The sequence below is a fragment of the Halorussus ruber genome, assembly GCF_004765785.1.
Lineage (GTDB): Archaea > Halobacteriota > Halobacteria > Halobacteriales > Haladaptataceae > Halorussus > Halorussus ruber.
In genome coordinates, this window is sequence record NZ_SBIT01000006.1 from 348,733 (window position 1) to 364,684 (window position 15,952).

The 15,952-nt window shown below is 64.7% G+C and carries 18 protein-coding genes; 5 read left to right on the top strand and 13 right to left on the bottom strand.

Annotated features, from left to right (window positions below; translation table 11 throughout):
• Positions 1-112 precede the first annotated feature (112 nt).
• Positions 113-406: a PadR family transcriptional regulator gene (locus EPL01_RS11060; protein ID WP_135825318.1), complete on the top strand. Its 294-nt coding sequence runs from the start codon at positions 113-115 to the stop codon at positions 404-406.
• A gap of 89 nt (positions 407-495) precedes the next feature.
• On the opposite strand, the gene EPL01_RS11065 is transcribed toward EPL01_RS11060, so the two are convergent.
• The 4 genes from EPL01_RS11065 to EPL01_RS11080 all read right to left on the bottom strand — a co-directional run bounded on the left by EPL01_RS11065 (position 496) and on the right by EPL01_RS11080 (position 4,037).
• Entirely contained in the window at positions 496-1,323 is an 828-nt protein-coding gene (locus EPL01_RS11065; RefSeq protein WP_210424126.1) for a DUF8173 domain-containing protein, read from the bottom strand.
• Between the two features lie 77 nt (positions 1,324-1,400).
• Positions 1,401-2,705, bottom strand: a complete 1,305-nt coding sequence (locus tag EPL01_RS11070; RefSeq protein ID WP_135825319.1) for an RDD family protein — start codon at positions 2,703-2,705, stop codon at positions 1,401-1,403.
• Between the two features lie 86 nt (positions 2,706-2,791).
• Positions 2,792-3,610, bottom strand: coding sequence for an aldo/keto reductase (locus EPL01_RS11075; protein ID WP_135825320.1), 819 nt, complete (start codon positions 3,608-3,610; stop codon positions 2,792-2,794).
• Between the two features lie 61 nt (positions 3,611-3,671).
• Positions 3,672-4,037 (bottom strand): hypothetical protein, encoded by a 366-nt coding sequence (locus EPL01_RS11080; RefSeq protein ID WP_135825321.1) that lies wholly within the window; start codon positions 4,035-4,037, stop codon positions 3,672-3,674.
• 82 nt (positions 4,038-4,119) lie between these two features.
• On the opposite strand from EPL01_RS11080, the gene EPL01_RS11085 reads away from it, so the two are divergent.
• Complete coding sequence (locus EPL01_RS11085) at positions 4,120-4,365, top strand: hypothetical protein (RefSeq protein ID WP_135825322.1); 246 nt, start codon at positions 4,120-4,122, stop codon at positions 4,363-4,365.
• 74 nt (positions 4,366-4,439) lie between these two features.
• Here the strand turns inward: EPL01_RS11085 and EPL01_RS11090 are convergent, their stop codons facing one another.
• Entirely contained in the window at positions 4,440-6,221 is a 1,782-nt protein-coding gene (locus EPL01_RS11090; protein WP_135825323.1) for an MBL fold metallo-hydrolase, read from the bottom strand.
• Between the two features lie 181 nt (positions 6,222-6,402).
• Positions 6,403-7,221, bottom strand: coding sequence for a phosphosulfolactate synthase (locus EPL01_RS11095; RefSeq protein ID WP_135825324.1), 819 nt, complete (start codon positions 7,219-7,221; stop codon positions 6,403-6,405).
• Between the two features lie 99 nt (positions 7,222-7,320).
• Between EPL01_RS11095 and EPL01_RS21620 the strand changes: the two genes are divergently transcribed.
• Entirely contained in the window at positions 7,321-7,464 is a 144-nt protein-coding gene (locus tag EPL01_RS21620) for a hypothetical protein (protein ID WP_168215879.1), read from the top strand.
• A gap of 9 nt (positions 7,465-7,473) precedes the next feature.
• On the opposite strand, the gene EPL01_RS11100 is transcribed toward EPL01_RS21620, so the two are convergent.
• The gene (locus EPL01_RS11100) at positions 7,474-7,806 is read right to left on the bottom strand and encodes a CGCGG family putative rSAM-modified RiPP protein (RefSeq protein ID WP_135825325.1); all 333 of its coding nucleotides are present in this window, start codon (positions 7,804-7,806) and stop codon (positions 7,474-7,476) included.
• Positions 7,807-7,945: 139 nt separating this feature from the next.
• Between EPL01_RS11100 and EPL01_RS11105 the strand changes: the two genes are divergently transcribed.
• Positions 7,946-8,986, top strand: a complete 1,041-nt coding sequence (locus tag EPL01_RS11105) for a hypothetical protein (protein WP_135825326.1) — start codon at positions 7,946-7,948, stop codon at positions 8,984-8,986.
• A 2-nt stretch (positions 8,987-8,988) separates the two neighbouring features.
• A complete protein-coding gene (locus EPL01_RS11110) occupies positions 8,989-9,630 on the top strand; it encodes a PH domain-containing protein (RefSeq protein WP_135825327.1) in 642 nt (213 codons plus the stop codon).
• Positions 9,631-9,662: 32 nt separating this feature from the next.
• On the opposite strand, the gene EPL01_RS11115 is transcribed toward EPL01_RS11110, so the two are convergent.
• From EPL01_RS11115 to EPL01_RS11140, 6 genes are all read right to left on the bottom strand, one after another.
• Positions 9,663-9,914: a hypothetical protein gene (locus EPL01_RS11115; protein WP_135825328.1), complete on the bottom strand. Its 252-nt coding sequence runs from the start codon at positions 9,912-9,914 to the stop codon at positions 9,663-9,665.
• A gap of 12 nt (positions 9,915-9,926) precedes the next feature.
• Entirely contained in the window at positions 9,927-10,235 is a 309-nt protein-coding gene (locus EPL01_RS22600) for a DUF3892 domain-containing protein (protein WP_135825329.1), read from the bottom strand.
• A gap of 42 nt (positions 10,236-10,277) precedes the next feature.
• Positions 10,278-11,648 (bottom strand): MmgE/PrpD family protein, encoded by a 1,371-nt coding sequence (locus EPL01_RS11125; protein ID WP_135825330.1) that lies wholly within the window; start codon positions 11,646-11,648, stop codon positions 10,278-10,280.
• A gap of 220 nt (positions 11,649-11,868) precedes the next feature.
• Entirely contained in the window at positions 11,869-12,855 is a 987-nt protein-coding gene (locus EPL01_RS11130; protein ID WP_135825331.1) for a DUF3179 domain-containing protein, read from the bottom strand.
• Between the two features lie 31 nt (positions 12,856-12,886).
• On the bottom strand, positions 12,887-13,444 hold the full coding sequence (locus tag EPL01_RS11135) for a helix-turn-helix domain-containing protein (protein WP_135825332.1): 558 nt from the start codon (positions 13,442-13,444) through the stop codon (positions 12,887-12,889).
• A 138-nt stretch (positions 13,445-13,582) separates the two neighbouring features.
• Positions 13,583-15,718 carry a DUF7827 domain-containing protein gene (locus EPL01_RS11140; RefSeq protein WP_135825333.1) on the bottom strand — a complete coding sequence of 712 codons (2,136 nt, stop codon included), beginning with the start codon at positions 15,716-15,718 and terminating at the stop codon, positions 13,583-13,585.
• Positions 15,719-15,952: the final 234 nt, after the last annotated feature.

The window sequence follows — 15,952 nt, forward strand, 5'->3', positions numbered from 1 at the left end:
CAGTCTGACATCTCTGTAAGATAGAACCCATAGCTGGGTGTTTCGAGTGAGAAATTGAATTTAACGGCCACCAAGCTTATAATTATAGAGGAACTATCGCCTTTCGTAACTCATGCACGACCTGACTGGTTTCCAGCGGGACCTGCTGTACGTCATCGCGGGCAAGGACGAACCTCACGGCCTCGCTATCAAGGAAGAACTCGAATCGTACTACGAGAAGGAAATTCACCACGGCCGACTCTACCCGAACCTCGACACGCTCGTGGACAAAGGTCTCGTGGACAAGGGTCAGCGCGACCGCCGCACCAACTACTACGCGCTCACCGACCGCGGGAGCCGCGAAATCGAGGCCCGCCGCGAGTGGGAGTCGAAGCACATCGGCGAGAAGGCTTCCGTCACCGCATAGACCCGCAGTCCCTCCTTTTGCCGCCCTTCACGCAGGTCGTCGAACGACGCTTCGCGTAGCGAGAGGTTCTTCACACGAGATAAAGCGTTCTACGCGGGCCGGACGCCCGAGTCGTCTACCTCCTCGGACTCGCCCTCCCCGCCCTCGAAGGTCTCGGGGCGCGAACCGCGGTAGGCCGACCGCAGGGAGAGCGCCAGCGCGCCCAGTCCGAGCAGGAAGACCGCGAGGTCCACCAGTCCGCCCAGAATCGGGACGCGAACGACCAGTGCCACCGCGACGAACCCGGCCACCAGCGCGACCCATTGGTTGTTCACGTCGGCGAGTTCCGCCAGCCACGACCCGACCGCGAACCGGCCGTAGAGCGCACCGGCCCACGCCGCGAGGCCGAACAGCACCGCGCCGATGACCGACAGCGGGATGCCGACGATGGTGATTGCGAGCAGGACCAGCGCGACGGGCACGGCGACTAGCGCCAGCAGGCCCACGCCGCCGGTTCGGAGAGGAGACTCGGTCGCTCGGGTCGCCACGCCGCGGGAGAACCGCGGGAAGACCACGAGGAGGGCCGCGGCCGCCGCGAGGCTCACGACGAACCCGTAGAGGTCGAACGCCCCCGAGCCAGCGAGGGGTCGCTCGAAGACGACCGGGCCGGTCCCGAGGTTGTCGCGGGTGACAGCGCCGGAGACGGTCGCGCCCTCGGCGAGCGAGAGCTTGCCGTCGTAGGTGAGGTCACCGCCGACCGTGCCGTAGACGACGACAGTTCCGCCGAAGGCTTCGAGGCCGCCGGTAATCGTTTCGCCTTCCGCGCCGACGACGGTCCCGCCAGCGCGGGGGTCGGCCGCTGCGACTCCGGCGGTCGTCGAGACGACGAGGAGGAAGACGAGCGATACGGCTACCAGTTGCTTGAGTACGGAGTTCATACTTCTAGATGCGTCGAGAAGTATCTTAAATTCGTAGCGAAAGGGTGTAGCACGGCGCGATACGCGACTTCCGGCAATCACTCGGCGCGGACGACAACGGTGTCGGCCAGCAAGTCGCCGACGCGCTGGGCGCGGTCGGACCCCAGCATCGAGAGGAACCCCAGCGCGTAGAACGGAACGAAGTCGAGGGGTCGGAGCAGGTTCCGGACGACGACGGCGCGTCGCGTGGCTCTCGACCCGTCTTCGGCGACGACGACCAGTCCGAGGAGCCACTTGCCGGGGGTGCGGCCGAACAGGACCTCCCAGACGACGAAGTAGAGGGCCGGGGAGGCGACGAGTCCTGCGAGGAGGCCCGAATCGAGGGCGGAATCGCCGAACGCGAGGGCGGCGACGGCACCGAGTGAGATACCGCCGACGAGGGCGGCGACGACGGCTCCGGCGAGGTCGAGAACCGCGGCGAGCGTTCGCCTGCCGAGTACGTCGGTCTCGGTACCGAGTCGGCCGTCGGGTCGGGCGAGACCGAACGCGGTCCGGAACCAGCCGAGTCCGGAGGTCTCGCCCAGCGACTCGGGGTCCGGATTCTCGGTCGCGTCGTCGGAGGGCCTGAGCCACCGGGAGACGTGCATGCGGCGGGTGTCGATGTCGCGGCCCCCGTCTTCCGCGAGACTGAGGAGGCCCGCAAGGTGAGCCTTCCCGGTGACGAGGCAGGCGTGGTCGTACTCCTCGCGGTCGCTGATTTCGCCGACTCTCCGGAGCATGTTGCGGTTGCGATGCTCGTTGATAGTACCCGCCGAACCGAGATAGAACAACAGCAGGACGAGAAGCAGACCGGTCGAGACGAGTCCGCTCGTCACGCTGAACCAGAGAACGCCCCACGTCGCGGGGATTGCGACGAGGAGCCAGAGCCGCCTGTCGAGGCGGGCCGCGCCGATAGTCACCGCGCTCGCCAGAATCAGGGCCCCCGCGGTGGCCAGAAACGGAACGCGAAAGAGCAACGCCAGCGCGGCGAGAGCGAGCCAGTTGGCCGCTATCCAGCGCGGTCCCGCCCTACTCGCGTAGAGGACGGGGTGGTCGTCTACCTCGTGAATCGGCAGGCCGCGCTCGTCGGCGATTCGGCGAACCGCGATGGCCTCGGCCTCGTCGTACTCGCGGTTCAACGCGACGTAGAGGGGCGTGAGGGCGACGAGTTGCAGGAGCGCCCCGAGGAGGAACACCGGCGCGCGAACGGCGGTGCGCCCGAAGGTTTCGAGCGTGATTTCCTCCTCGGGTTGTTCGATGAACAGCGCGTCGGCGTCGGCGGCGAAGCCGTCTAGTTCCGCTCGGACCTTGCCCGGCCGGTCCACGTGGAAGACGCCGAACAGGTCGAGCGTCGGCGATGACATGGACCGAACTGGTCAGCGGGGCGGTATAAATCCCCGCCCGACCGGTCGGGACCCTAGTGTCGCCCTCGTTCGACCGGTCCGCCGTCTCACACCCCGAACCGACTCCGGAGGAAGGAGGCCCCGGCCTTGAATCGGGAGGGGCGCTCGACTCGGACCATCTCGGTCGCGGTGAGCCTGAAGTCGAAGATGTCGAGGTTCTCTCGGAGGTGGTCCTCGCTGGTGGATTTGGGAATCGCAATCACGCCGTCCTGCTGGACGGCCCACCGGAGCGCGACCTGCGCGGGCGATTTCCCGTACTTGACGCCGAGTTCCCGAAGCGTGTCGTCGCGGAGGATTCCCCCGTGGGCTAGCGGACTGTAGGCGGTCAGAAGCACGTCGTGGGCCTGACAGTACGCCCGGAGGTCTCGCTGCGGTTGGTAGGGGTGAAACTGGACCTGGTTCGTGAAAATCGGCGCGTCGGCGTTGGCTCGGGCGGTCTTGAGCTGGTCCACGCCGAAGTTGCTGACGCCGACGTGGCGGGTGAACCCCTCGTCGCGGCAGTCGTCGAGTCCGGCCATGACCTCGGCGGTGGAGGCGATGGGATTGGGCCAGTGGATGAGCAGCAGGTCCACGTACTCGACGCCGAGCTGGGCCAGACTCGACGCGGTCGAACCCCGGATGGCCGTTCTATCGACGTGGCCGGGCCAGACTTTCGTGGTCAGAAACACCTCCTCGCGGGGGACCGACGACTCCTCGATGGCCCGCCCGACTTGCCGCTCGTTGTCGTAGGACTGCGCGGTGTCGATGTGACGGTAGCCCGCTTCGAGCGCGGCGTGGACCGTCTGCCGACAGATTTCCCCCTGCATCCGCCACGTTCCGAGGCCGATTTTCGGCACCTGCTCCCCCCGAACCGTCTCGTATTCCATGCCAATAGGATAGGGTGCGAGCGGGCAAAGAGGTGTGGGCGGGAGTGGGAGCGGGCAGACGCTACTCGACCAGTTTGGCGTGACGCCAGAGCGACCAGAGGCTAGCGAGCAGAAACAGCGTGAACCCCGCCCCGAGGAGCGGCCTCCCGACCAGAAATAGGTATCCCGCGCCAAGAGCGAAGACCGCGGCGACCAGCATCGAACTTCCTCGATTCGCTCGAAACTGGTGCAACTGGCGTCGGAACCGAGGCGACGCGTATTCGAGGACGAAAACGACGCCAGTCGCCGCCCAGAGAAGGGTCGGCCACGGTCCGGACTCGCTCCACCGGCCAGTCGCGGCGTATTCCCACAGCGAGAGCGCGGTCAGGAACAGCGCCAGCAGGCCGATAACCAGTCGGGCCTCGCGGAGTTGCTCGCTCGTCGGCACAGGTTCTGACTACGGGCGGGAGTCGGTTCACCGTTGGGGACGTGACACTTTTGAGCCTTCGTGTCGTTCTCACGACACTTCCGTGGCTCCCTTCGAGTGGCTGACACCCGACAAGACGATGCAGTCGATAGGGCTATTCGCCGGTCTCGGCATGCTCGCGGTGGGGCTGATCAGCCTCTACTTCGGACTGACCAGTCCCTCGGAGTGGGTCCTGTTCGGCGTCGATTCGCTGCTGGTCATCGGCGGTCTCCAAATCGTCTTCGGCATCTTCTTTCTCGTCGAGACGTTCGCCTTCCGACCGCGGGTCCCGCCGCGAAACTCGGAGTGAGGTGGTCGGCATTCGAGCAATGTAATCATTTCCTAAATATAGGAAAACAATTGATTACAAACTGTATAGATTGCTTAATCGCCGCTCTCGTCCGCGAGGAGGACCGCGACCTCCTCGCCGTGTTCGAGGTCCGCGTCCTCCAGCAGGCGGAGCATCGTCACGTCCTCGCCGCCGTCCACGACCCGAGCGCGGAGCGGGGTGCCGGTGGCTTTCGCGCCCGTGACCGCCGACTCCAGCGAGTCGAGTCGGTCGAGGACTTCGAGGCGGAAGGTCTCGGCCTCCCCGACGGCCGGGTACTCCTCGGGGTCCGGGGTCGAGGCGGCCGAGTCGGACGCCGCGGCGTCCGACTCGGCGGCAGCGGTTGGAGCATCCGACTCGGCGACAGCGGCGGGAGCGTCGGACACCGACGCCTCTGTCGCCGCGCCTCCCGCGGGCGATTTCGCCGAATCGTCGTCGCCCGACGACGACTCGGCTTCGCCGCTCGACTCCGCTTCTCGCGGGCCGAACCGACTGTCGAATCGGGCTACGTCGAGCCCCTCGGCTTCGAGGTCGGGTTCCGCGGCGCGGGCCACGCAAGGCAGGCCGTCGCCGTCCGACGCGATGCCGCCGAACCGACCGCCGTTCGACCGCCAGTCCTGTGCGCGGATAGACTGGACCGCCGTCTCGCTCAGCCACGGCGGCGGTGCCCACCGGCCCTCCTCGTACAAGGTCTGCTCTCGGTCGTCGTCGCTGGCCCAGACGAATCGCTCGTCGTACCGACCCCGGAAGTTTCGGAGCGCGCGCCGGGGGCCGTGGCCCGCGACGACGTGAATCGGGTCGAGGGCCTCGACCACGTCGTCGATGACCGAAATCGAGGTGTGGTTGACCACCTCGTAGTCGTAGACGGTACAGCCCGCGGTCTTGACCGGGTTGGTCGCGCCGCCGGTCAACTGGACGAGCGTGGCCCCCGAGTCGTCCTCGATCGCCCGGAACAGCCGACAGGCGCTCCCCTCGGTGGGGACCTCCGGCCCGGCGAAGGTAACGGTCCCGCGTTCGAGCAGTTCGCCGGGCGACTCGAACACCGGGGTCGCCTCGACGTTCGGCACGTCGTAGCCGAAGTCGGCGTAGAGTTTGGCGGCCTGCCCGGCCAGCGTGACGGGAATGGACTCGCCCAGCCGCTCGCCGAGGTGGCCCAGCAGGTAGGCGTAGTGGACCGCGGTCAGCGCGCTCGCAGTCGCCAGCACCGACGACCCGGCCTGCACGCGCTCGACGATGGTGAAAAGCGAGTCCGAGAGTGTCTCCTCGAACTCGTCGGTGGTCGAGACGTTGACGAACAGCGCGTCGATATCGACCGGGAGGTCGGTCGAGAAGCCCGGATAGCCCGCGACCCGCCGAGTGGTGAAGTCGCCGGTAAAGAGCAAGTGGTTGGTCCGCGACCCGTTCTCGAATCGGACGACGAACCCGGCCGCGCCGGGCGCGTGGCCCGCCGGAACCGGTGCCACGTCCACGTCGGGGACGACGGTCTCCCACCCGTCGATGGGTTCGACCGCCTCGGCCGCCGACTCCGCCGCGCCGATTTCGTAGTTCTTCTCGCCTTCGGTCAGTACGTCTTCGAGGACGGCGGCCGTGGGTTCGGCCGCGTAGACCGGCGCACCGTCCCGAATCGATTCCGCCAGCGAGGCGTAGTGGTCGAGGTGTGCGTGGGTCAACAGAATCGCCGCGAGATACTCGTCGTCGCCCAGAAGCGAGTCCAAATCGACGCCGACGCCGGAGTCCACGAGGAGGCAGGGAGTTCGTTCGAGAGATGCGTCTCGGAAGCGAAGGAGGTACGAGCCACCACCGGTCGATGGGTTCGCGTGCTGATAACTCAGGTTCATCGGTATGGGACTCGACCGTCACCTCTCTCTGTTCCGACACACGTCATATCGTTCCACAACGAACCGGGGTAACGTAAACTTTACTTAAACACCTTGAAGTACAAGGCCACTTTATATAAATCGGGTCGAAATTGCCGGAGGGCGTCGGAATCTCCCGCCCGAAATTGTCACTCCAAAACCATTAGTCTTCGTACGAAGTGACCCGACCCCACGAACTTTTCTTCCCCCAGAGACCGGAGCGCATGCACTCCAGTTCCACGATTTGAGAGTTGTCCACGAACAGGTTGACCTCCGGCCCGAAGTTCTTGATGTACCACTCGAACACCTGCGGGTCCGCGGCTTCGAACACGCAGTTCTCGGTGCCGACTTCGTTGGCGATTTCGAAGGCCACGTCGGTCCGCCACTCGCGGACTCGCTCGGTGATGCCCTCGGACTCGACCATGATTTTGTACGCGCCAGCGTCGAGGTGGCGTTCGGCCTCCCGAATCGCGCTCGCCGGGTCGATTGCGGCCTCGCTCTCCAGTTCCTCGACCGAGGAGGCCCCGCCAGCGCCGAACTGGACGTTGATTTCCGGCTTGGCCTTCAGGCCCTTCTGTTGGACCATCTCGGTCAGCGCCACCAAGTCGTCGGCGTCGATGGCGATGAACCCCGAGGAGATTTCAACGATATCGAACCCCAGTTCGGCGGCCTCCTCGACGTACTCCTCGACGTGGTCGTGGTCCCTGACGAGGACGCTCTCGACGAACCCGCCGGTCGAGACCTGCACGTCGTACTCGTGACAGGTCTCGATGAGTTCGGTCACGGCCTCCTCGGGCATCAGGGCGAACGACCCGCCCGAGAACTTGTAGATGTCCACGTACTCGCCCATCGTGTCGAGGATGTCGCGGAGTTCTCGCGGCCCCATCGGGTCGTAGTACGGTCCCCGAATCTCGGTGATGCCCTTCTCCCGCGGTTTCGATTCGCGCTCGTTGACGTGCAGGAAGTCGAATGCTCTGTCCATCGGAAACCCCGGCCCGAGTACGACGAACTGCCACTTTACTGTTGGCCGCCGGACACCGCCTGCCCCAGAACCCAATTGTCTCGAACCCGTACCTCGGCTATGACCTACCAAACTACGGCCGGGTGGTCGCTGGTCTCGTCGGGCGTCGTCACGCTCCTGCTCGCTTTCCTCCCCGGAGACTCGCTGTGGTGGGGCGTCCTGCTCCTCGCGGCGGGCATCGGGTTGCTGTACGTCAGGCAGTAAGCGAGTCGCCTACTTCTCCCCGACATAGACCCGGGTGACGTGGCCGCCGCACCCGCACTGCTCGACGTACTCCCACGAGAGGTCGTCGCCGAATGCGCCTTCGAGCGCGTCGTAGAGGTACTCCTCGGGGTGGCCGTGTTCGCCGTGGGTGACGAGGTTGACGTGGTTGCCGCCCGCGGTGTGTTCGACCGCGACTTTGGCCTGTTCGACCACGAGGCCCCGACTCCCGGCGTGATGGGGCTTTTCGAGGTTGGCCGACCACGAGTTGTCGTGGACGCGGTCGGTGATTGGCTCCACGTCACCGTCGAGGTCTGGGTCGGACTCCCGGCTACTGGTTCTCATATTTAAATCGATAGTGCGCGCGTGCGAACCGATTTCCCCGAACGTGTTCGGTCCGGCGCGGTGCCGAGAGTTTCGCTCGCTAACAGCTTCTAACCTCCCGTGTAGCAAGGTTTATGAATTACTTGTGTGAGGAACCGATATGAAACGGTCAGCCACCCGCAGGAACTTTCTCCGCGCGGGCGTCGGCGGAGTCCTCGGCGGGGCTTCGCTCGTCGGCGGCGTCAGCCGCGCCGTCGCGGCCGACACGGTGACGCTCTCGGGCACCGTGGTCGCCAAGAGCGGCGCGAAGGTCCAGAACGACGAAATCAACACGCACTGGGAGGACGTTTACCGGAACGTCCGCACCGACGGCGACGGCTACTTCGAGATGGAGGTTCCGAAGAACCGCAACTACACGCTCAGCTACTACAAGGCCGACTCGCGGAGCGACCTCGAAGCCGCGAAGAACGGCGCACCTCACATCTACGAGTTCGAGGGCACTTTCGTCGGCGAGGAGGACAAGGACATCGGCGAACTCGTCCTGCCGGAAGCCGACATCGTGGACCTCCGCGTCCTGAAACCCGACGGCGAACCCCTGATGGGGGCGAAGCCGGACTACCGATACAGCGGCTGGGGCGCGAATCCGGGCCGACTCTCGCTCAATACTGACGGGTACACCGTCATCGACGGCGCGTCGTTCACGGGCCTCGAACTCGCTGATTTCGGAACTGCCGAGGTCGAGCCGCCCGCGGGCGACGAGTACGAGGACCGGACCTACAAGCACCAGTTCTCCGTCGACGGACCGACCGAAGTGGTCGCCACGGTGGACTCCGATGGCGTGGAGTGGTCCGTCGGCGAGGCCGACGAGACGACGCCAAAGGGGACGACCACGACGACCGACGAAACCGCGAGTGACGCGACGAGCGAGACGACGAATCGCGGGACTACGCCGGAGTCCACGGCCGACTCCCCGACCACTCGAGAGGACCCGGCGACCGCCACGACTCAGCGGGGCGCACAGCGTGGCAACCGGACAAACGCCACGAGAACAACCACCGCGGTCGAGTCCGAGCGCGGGTTCTTCTCGAACGGCCCCGGAAAGAGCGATTTGGAGATGCTGAACGACCCGTTCGTGCTGACGGTCGGCGGGTTCGTCCTCTCGGCGGCGGGCATCGTCCACCAGCTCGTGAGGGGGTACTGACCATGGCACGCGGCGCACCTGCGCTCTGGAGTACGCTCCTCGGCCTCCCCTTCGTCGTGGTCGGCGGGTGGCTCTACGTCGGTCAGACGACCTACCCCTCGGTCATCGGCCTCCCGTTCGCGTTCTTCGGCGCGTTCGTCGTCGGAATCGGGGCCTACGTCCACGTGGTTTCGCCGACCGAACCCCGACTGAGCGACGGCGAGGAGTTGGTCGAGAAGCGCCACCCGACCCAGCGCGTGGCCCGGGTCAAGATTGTCGTCGGCCTGCCCCTGCTGGTGGCGACCATCTACCTGCTGTTCTTCACCACGGTCCCCTACGTCTACCCGACCGCGACCTTCGTGGTCGGCCTCTACGCCTTCTCGTCGGGGCTGTACACCTACTGGACCAACTCGCTGACGACCTACTACGTGACGACTCGGCGCATCATCAAGGAGTACCGATTCCTCTCGCTGGTCCGCCGGGAGATTCCCCGCGAGAAGATTCGCGGCGTCCAAGAGCGCAAGTCCGCAATCGAGGCGCTGGTCGGTCTGGGCAACGTGCTGGTCGCCAGCGGCGGCGGGCGCTCGCTGGAGATTCGGATGCGAAACATGGAACGGTCCGAGTCGTTCGCCGACAGCATCCGGAATCTGGTGTCGGAGTCTTAAATGAGAAATTCAACTGAGTATAGGATTCCCGATTAATCCTCCAAATACCACCTTAGATTCGGTCTCTTACCGAACTTTAGTTTTGATAGAGTTCTTCCGAGGTTCTCACGAGATTCAACCAGTGTTTCCTTATCCTCTGCTTTTTCTTTGATTTCATCTACTCCCAGGGATTCTTCGTGGCGATAAATGTGTAGACGACCATTTTCGTGTCCGCTGTCAACGATTAAGACATCTCCTTTTCCATCTGGGTCGGGGAGCCGATAAACGGAACCTTTGAAATTCATGTTATCTAATTATTAATAGCTACTTTGATGGAGTAGATTATCATCATCAGTATAGTTCGGTTCGGTCCGGACGTACTTTGTTCCCCCACGTTCCTCGGCGATTAAATCAGTTTGGTCACCTAAATATTCCACATAGAATGTCCGATCTCTCTCTTCTATTTTTTCGTATATTTGTTCTGGGCTACCGTGGGAGGTTGTGTCACCCACTTTGTAGCCGATTCGTTCGATACACCGACAGTCACCATTACCAGCGTATGGTGATGAGCGGTCAATATCTACGCAGACTACTTCAAACCCCATGAGGTTACTTATAACCTCCATAAACAAAAAGGTATAGAGACCAGAGTGAAAGTGAAATAGTTCCTAATCCAGCAGTTCCACTAAATCCGCGACCTCCCTGTCTTCCAACTGAAGCACGGTGTCGATAATCTGGTCGCGGCGCTCCTCGTCGTAGCGCTCTCCGGCGGTCTCGTGGAACTTGCGCTCGATTTCGTCCCACGACATCGAGTCGTTGGGGTGGCCCTCGAAGTGGTCCTTCTCGATTCGGTAGACCGTCCCGTCGTTCGTCTCGACCGTGACGTGGGCGGGCATCTCGCCATTCTCGAATCTCTCGGTGAGGTCCGGGTTCTCCTCGACTTCCACCTTCCGGAGGAGGTCCTGTACGTCGTCGCTCCGGATGCGCTCGGGGTCGTACTGGTCGTTGCCCATCTCGCGGTCGATGAGCGAGACGGCGAGCATGTAGGGCAGCGAGTGGTCGGCCTGCGCCTTGGTCTCGACCTCGTAGCGCGACCCCTCGCCGCCGCCGATGATGAGTTTCGCGCCAGCGAAGGTGTCGAGGTGGATTCGCGCGACCGACTCGGGGGCTATCTCCTCGCGCTCGGCGAGTTCGATGATGCCCTCGACCGCCGACTGGGCGTAGGTCTCGGCGACGTACTTCTTGGTCATCACGTCGTGGACGCGCTCGGCGGGCGAGAAGTCGGCCTCGAACTGGCCGGAGACGATCTGCTTCCAGCCCTTCTGGCCCTCGAAGAGGTTCGTCGGGCCGTCCATGCCGTGCTTGGCGAGGAAGGCCGAGTAGACCGCGTTTCTGGCGGCGTTGGCCGACGCGATGCCCTTCCACTCCGAGATGCCCTCCGTTCTGGTCACGCGGAGGGCGTTGTGGGCGGTGCCAGCGATACCGATGGCCGACCGCAACTCCTCGCGGTCTAAGCCCAGAATCGTCCCGGCCCCGGTAGCAGCGGAAATGACGGTGTGGGTGACGTGGTCCCAGCCGCGGTCGCGGACCGGGGCGTTCCACGCCAGCGCGGCCTGCACCTCGTAGGCCACGCCGACCGCCGTGATCAGGTCTTGCCCCGACGCCTCGGCGTACTCCCCGCAGGCGACGATTCCCGCGACGTTGTCGCTCGGGTGAGGAGTCTCGCCCGGCGCGAGAAACGAGTCCATGTAGTCGAGGTAGCGGACGAGCGTCGTGTTGTACATCGTCGCGTCGGGCGGCGAGGAGGTCGCCGGGGCGGGTTCCGCGTCGGGCGAACTGCCGCCCCAGAGCGTGCATCCCTCGCCGCCGAACTCGGCCACGGTGTCGCCGACGACGCCCACGGGTTCTTCGTCCATCGCCGCGACGGCGATGCCGATCGAGTCCAGAATGCGCTTTTTCAACTCCTCGACGGTGTCGTCGCTCAGGTCCGCGAAATCGAGGCCGAGCGCGAAGTCGGCGATGTCTGCGGTGGTGGTCATGCCGGATGGTCGTCGCGTGTTAGCAAAAAACAGGTCGTGCGTTCAGTCCGAAACGCGGGTTAGAACTGGGTAAGGGCCGGTTACGCATACGTCAATAACAATACGTAGTGGTGTCAAAAATAGAAATATATGTTCTAAGTAAAACAAATTATTGCTCATCAGTCTGGGCGGCGAACTGCGGGAACTCGCGGACGCGGTCACCTGCTGAGTGCGTCGAGGACTAACCCTCCGCCGACCAGAACGCGCCTTCGCCGTGGTCGTCCTGCCACGCGAAGGCGAACAGTCGCCGTGCGGCCACGCGCTCCAGCGTTCTGCCGTCGTCGCTCTCGCCGGTCGAACCGTCCCACGTCGCGCCGTCGGCCCGGAATCGCCCGTCGGCGCTCTCCTCGCTCCCTCCGTCACCCGCCTGCTCGAACTCGTAGCCCGGATTCTCGAAGGCGTGGATGCCCTCGGGCGTGGCGAAGACGACGATTTCGCGCCCGCCGATTTCTGCCTCGGCGACACCGCCCGACTCCTCGACGCGGGGGAGCGGGAACCCGAGCGCCGAACGCTCGCCTTTCGCTTCAACGCCCAGCACGACCGTCTTGGGGTCCAAGTCCTCGCGGTCCCACTCCCGTCCGCCCTCGCCGCGGTGGGCACCCAGACCGAAGCCCTCGCTCTCGAAGTAGTCGGCGTAGGGGGCGTCGTCGTAGTCGATGGGTTCCGGTTCGTCGCCCGGCCCGCTGGCCTCGCTCTCGCCGCCGGGGCGCTGGAGGACCGCGCCGTCGGGATGCTCCTCGCGGAATCGCTCGTAGGTCGTCACGGCCGAGGAGCGAACTGCGAGCGTCTCGCCTGCCAACTCGCCCGCGATGGCCTCACCGAGCGACTGCTTCCACTCCGAGTCGGTCTCGCGGTCGTACATCACGAGGTCGTCGTCCGCGAGTTTGCCCGAAACGCCGAAAGACAGCACGAGACCGTCCACTTCCCGGTCGTAGACCACCGCGCTCCCGCAGAGCGGGCACCACGTCACAGCGATCGGCTCGCCGCCGAACTCGTCGTTGACGATTTCGTGGTAGTTCAGGACGCGGACCGGGTAGGCTCTGGCGTTTTGCTCCGCTCGCTCTACGACGATGACCTCGTCGTCGGGGTCGCCGAAGTACTCCGCGCCGAACTCCGGGTCGTCCACGCTCGGAATCGCGTCCCGCGGGACGACTTGCCTGACGTTCATGGCCGGGGCTTCGAACCGGCGATTCAAAACGCTATTCGTCCCAGTAGATGCTGGGCTCGCCGTCTGCGTCTTCGCCGCCCGGTCCCTCCCCGTCGGCGCGGGCCAGCGCGTCCAGTTTCTCGCGGTTGACGTGCGCTACGATGTCGAGGGCCTCCTCCATCCAAGCGTACAGTCCCACGGTGAGTCGCTTGCGGACCTCCTCGACCGGGACCGGCGAGTAGACGTTGACGTACCCGCCGCCCTTGAGGAGTCGCTGGCGCTTGTCCAACACGCCGATGTTCGTCAGGTGGTTCAACTGTCGCCCCACGGTACTCCGGTCGATGTCGAGGCGCTCGCCGATGTCCGCGGCGGTCGATTCGCCGTCCTCCATCAGGCAGAGACAGACCTTCAACCCCGTCTCGGAGATGCCGAACACCTCTCGGAGGACCACCGCGAGGTCCGGGTGTTCGACCGGGGTCGCCTCGACTCGCTGCATCGTCCCGCCGCAACACGACGACCCCGAGGCGTCCGCCGAATCGCGCTCCTCGAACTCGACCGACCCGCAGTCGTCGCACTCGTAAATCTGACTGGCCATGGTACTCTCACTCATACCAGTCGGTTCGGCGCGAGCGAACAAGACCGTTTGGTGAGTCTCGGCACAGTCGGTTTCGAGGAGGTAACCGCCCGTCGGCGAGTCGAAAGCCGCGAAAAAAGTCGAACACCGCGAGAAAAACGCGATTCGGAGCGTTCAGCGCCGCCGAGCGACGAACGCGCCCGCCGCCAGCAGGACCGCGAATCCGGCCAGCAGCGTAATCGGCCCGAATCCGGGGGCCGGTGCGGACGCCTCTATCGTCGTGGTCGTCTCGGTCGGCGTCGCGTCGCCAGCGGCCTCCGTCGTCTCTTCTGCTGTCGTGGTCGCTTCGGCCATCGTCGTCTCCTCGGCCGCAGTCGTCGTTTCTTCGCCAGTCTCGCCTGCGGCCGTGGTCGTCTCACCGCCAGCGTCGCCCGCTGCGGTCGTGGTCTGGTCGCCCTCTGCCGCGGTCGTCTCTTGGCCGCCTGCCTGCTGGTCACCGCCCGCCGCGCCGCCAGCGACCGTGCCGGTCGCGCTGACCGCGGGGTCAGTTATCGAGACGCTGAAGTTGGTTCCTTCCGGCACTTCCGAGAGGTCGAACGAGGTCTCCCACGTTCCGTCCCCTTGGACGGTCGCGGTCGAGCGCCGGAGGAAGGGATTCCGCCCGGTGTTAGCGATTTCGACGTTGAGTTCAGTCCCCGGGGCGAGCGTGCTGGTGCCCGAGATGGTGGCCTCGCCCGCCGAGACGTTTATCGGTCGGTCGAAGGAGACGTTGCGCTCGACCACCGAGAAGTTGGTCGTGAGCGAGGCCCCGTTTCCGGCCTCGACGTAGGGGTTCGCGTCCGAAATCGTGAAGTTCGCGGTGTAGTTCGTGTCCCGGTCCAGCGTGTTCGTGTCGAACACGACGAAGAACTGGTCGCCCTCCTCGTCGACGACGAGGTTGGCCTGGTCGAGCGACACCTCTCGGGACGGCACGTTAAGCTCGCCCTGCCGGGTGAGCGTCATCGACAGGCCGGTCGTGTTGTTGTTGAGGTCCGACACGCTCTGGACGTAGGCGTACAGCCCCGAAGCCTGCACCTGCACGACGGCCCAGTCCTGATACGCGATGTCGCTGTCTTGGCTCGCAACTTCCGCCAGCCGCGCGGCGCTCCCGACGTTTTCGCGGTCCGGCGCGGTCCACATCTGGATGCCGCCGGTCGAGCGCTCGTTCAGGAGGACGGACCCGACGTCGGTCCGGGTTGCGCCGACGAACACCTCAATGGGATAGGTGGCCGCGTCGAGTCGGCCCGGAATCGGGTCGGTATCGAGTCGGACGTTGGTGACGTTGTCCTCACCGGTCGCCGAAATCCCCGGCGAGTCGGGCGAAATTCCCGCCCGGTAGGTGTCGAGGACAACTGTCGCCACGCCGTCGCCGTTGGCGTCGTTGACGGTGAACTGCGAGCGGTAGCCGACCTGCTGGGACCCGATTGCGACGGTCGCCTGGTCGGTCTCGTCGAACGAGACGTTGAATCGAACCACGTCACCGCGCTGTTCGGTCACGGTCGCGTTCTCCAGCGAGGCAGACCCCTCGACCGGTTCGCTCACGGTGATGGTGGCGTCGTCCGTTGCGGTCCCGTCTCGGGTAACCACCGTGAAGTTGTACGTCCCCGCCTCGACGCCCGTGAAGTTGGCGTCGAGGACTTCGTCGCCGCTAATCGGCCGCGTCACGACCGCTCGATCTCCTCGGACCTCGACTGCGGTGAACACCTCGGCGAGTTCCGAGTTGCTCAGTTCGTCCGAGGTAAGGAAGACGTTGTAGCCCGCCCGGTTCGACTGGACGCGGAGGTCGGTCCGCGCGTTCGGACTGTCGTCGTTGCGGACCACCGTGTCCGTGAAGGTGGCGTCGAGCGTCTGGTTGGCGATTTCGAAGCTCGCCTCGTCTACGGTTCCGGTCGATTCGACCGTCCCGTTCTCGATGACGACCGGTTGGTCGTTCTCGTTGACGACGACATACTGGCCGTCCAAGTTCCCAGTGGCGAACACCGCTGATCCGGTGCCGTCGAGCAAGACCTCGGTGGCGAGGCCGCCGATTTCGCCGTCTTCGACCCTCCGTATCGACCAGACCTCGCTGGCGTTGCCCTCCCCGGCGCTGAATTGCAGGAACTGCCCCTGCCAGAATACTTCGTCGGAATCGACGGGCACGTCCGCGAGACCTCCGTCTTGGGCCTGATTCGTCGTTTTACTACTCGACACCACAGCACCCGACAGTCCCGCCGTCGCCGCGCTGACGACGAGCAGAGCTGTCAGGAGTACACTCGTGCGTGTTCGTGTCATGATTTCCCCCATCTCCCCTCCCGCATTCGCGTTCTCTAATCGCGTTCTCCGACCGCTTTCTCCGCTTCTCTCGAACGGTCCTGCGGGCGTTCGGAGGAACTTCGGCGAATTTCGATAAGTATCTTGTGACGGTAGTGGGAGATTGCGCGGGGATAAAGAGAGCCTAGCCCGGGGTATCGACGCCGATTCCTTGGTTGTGAATACTCCGGACCAGAATTAATTGACGTGTCTACG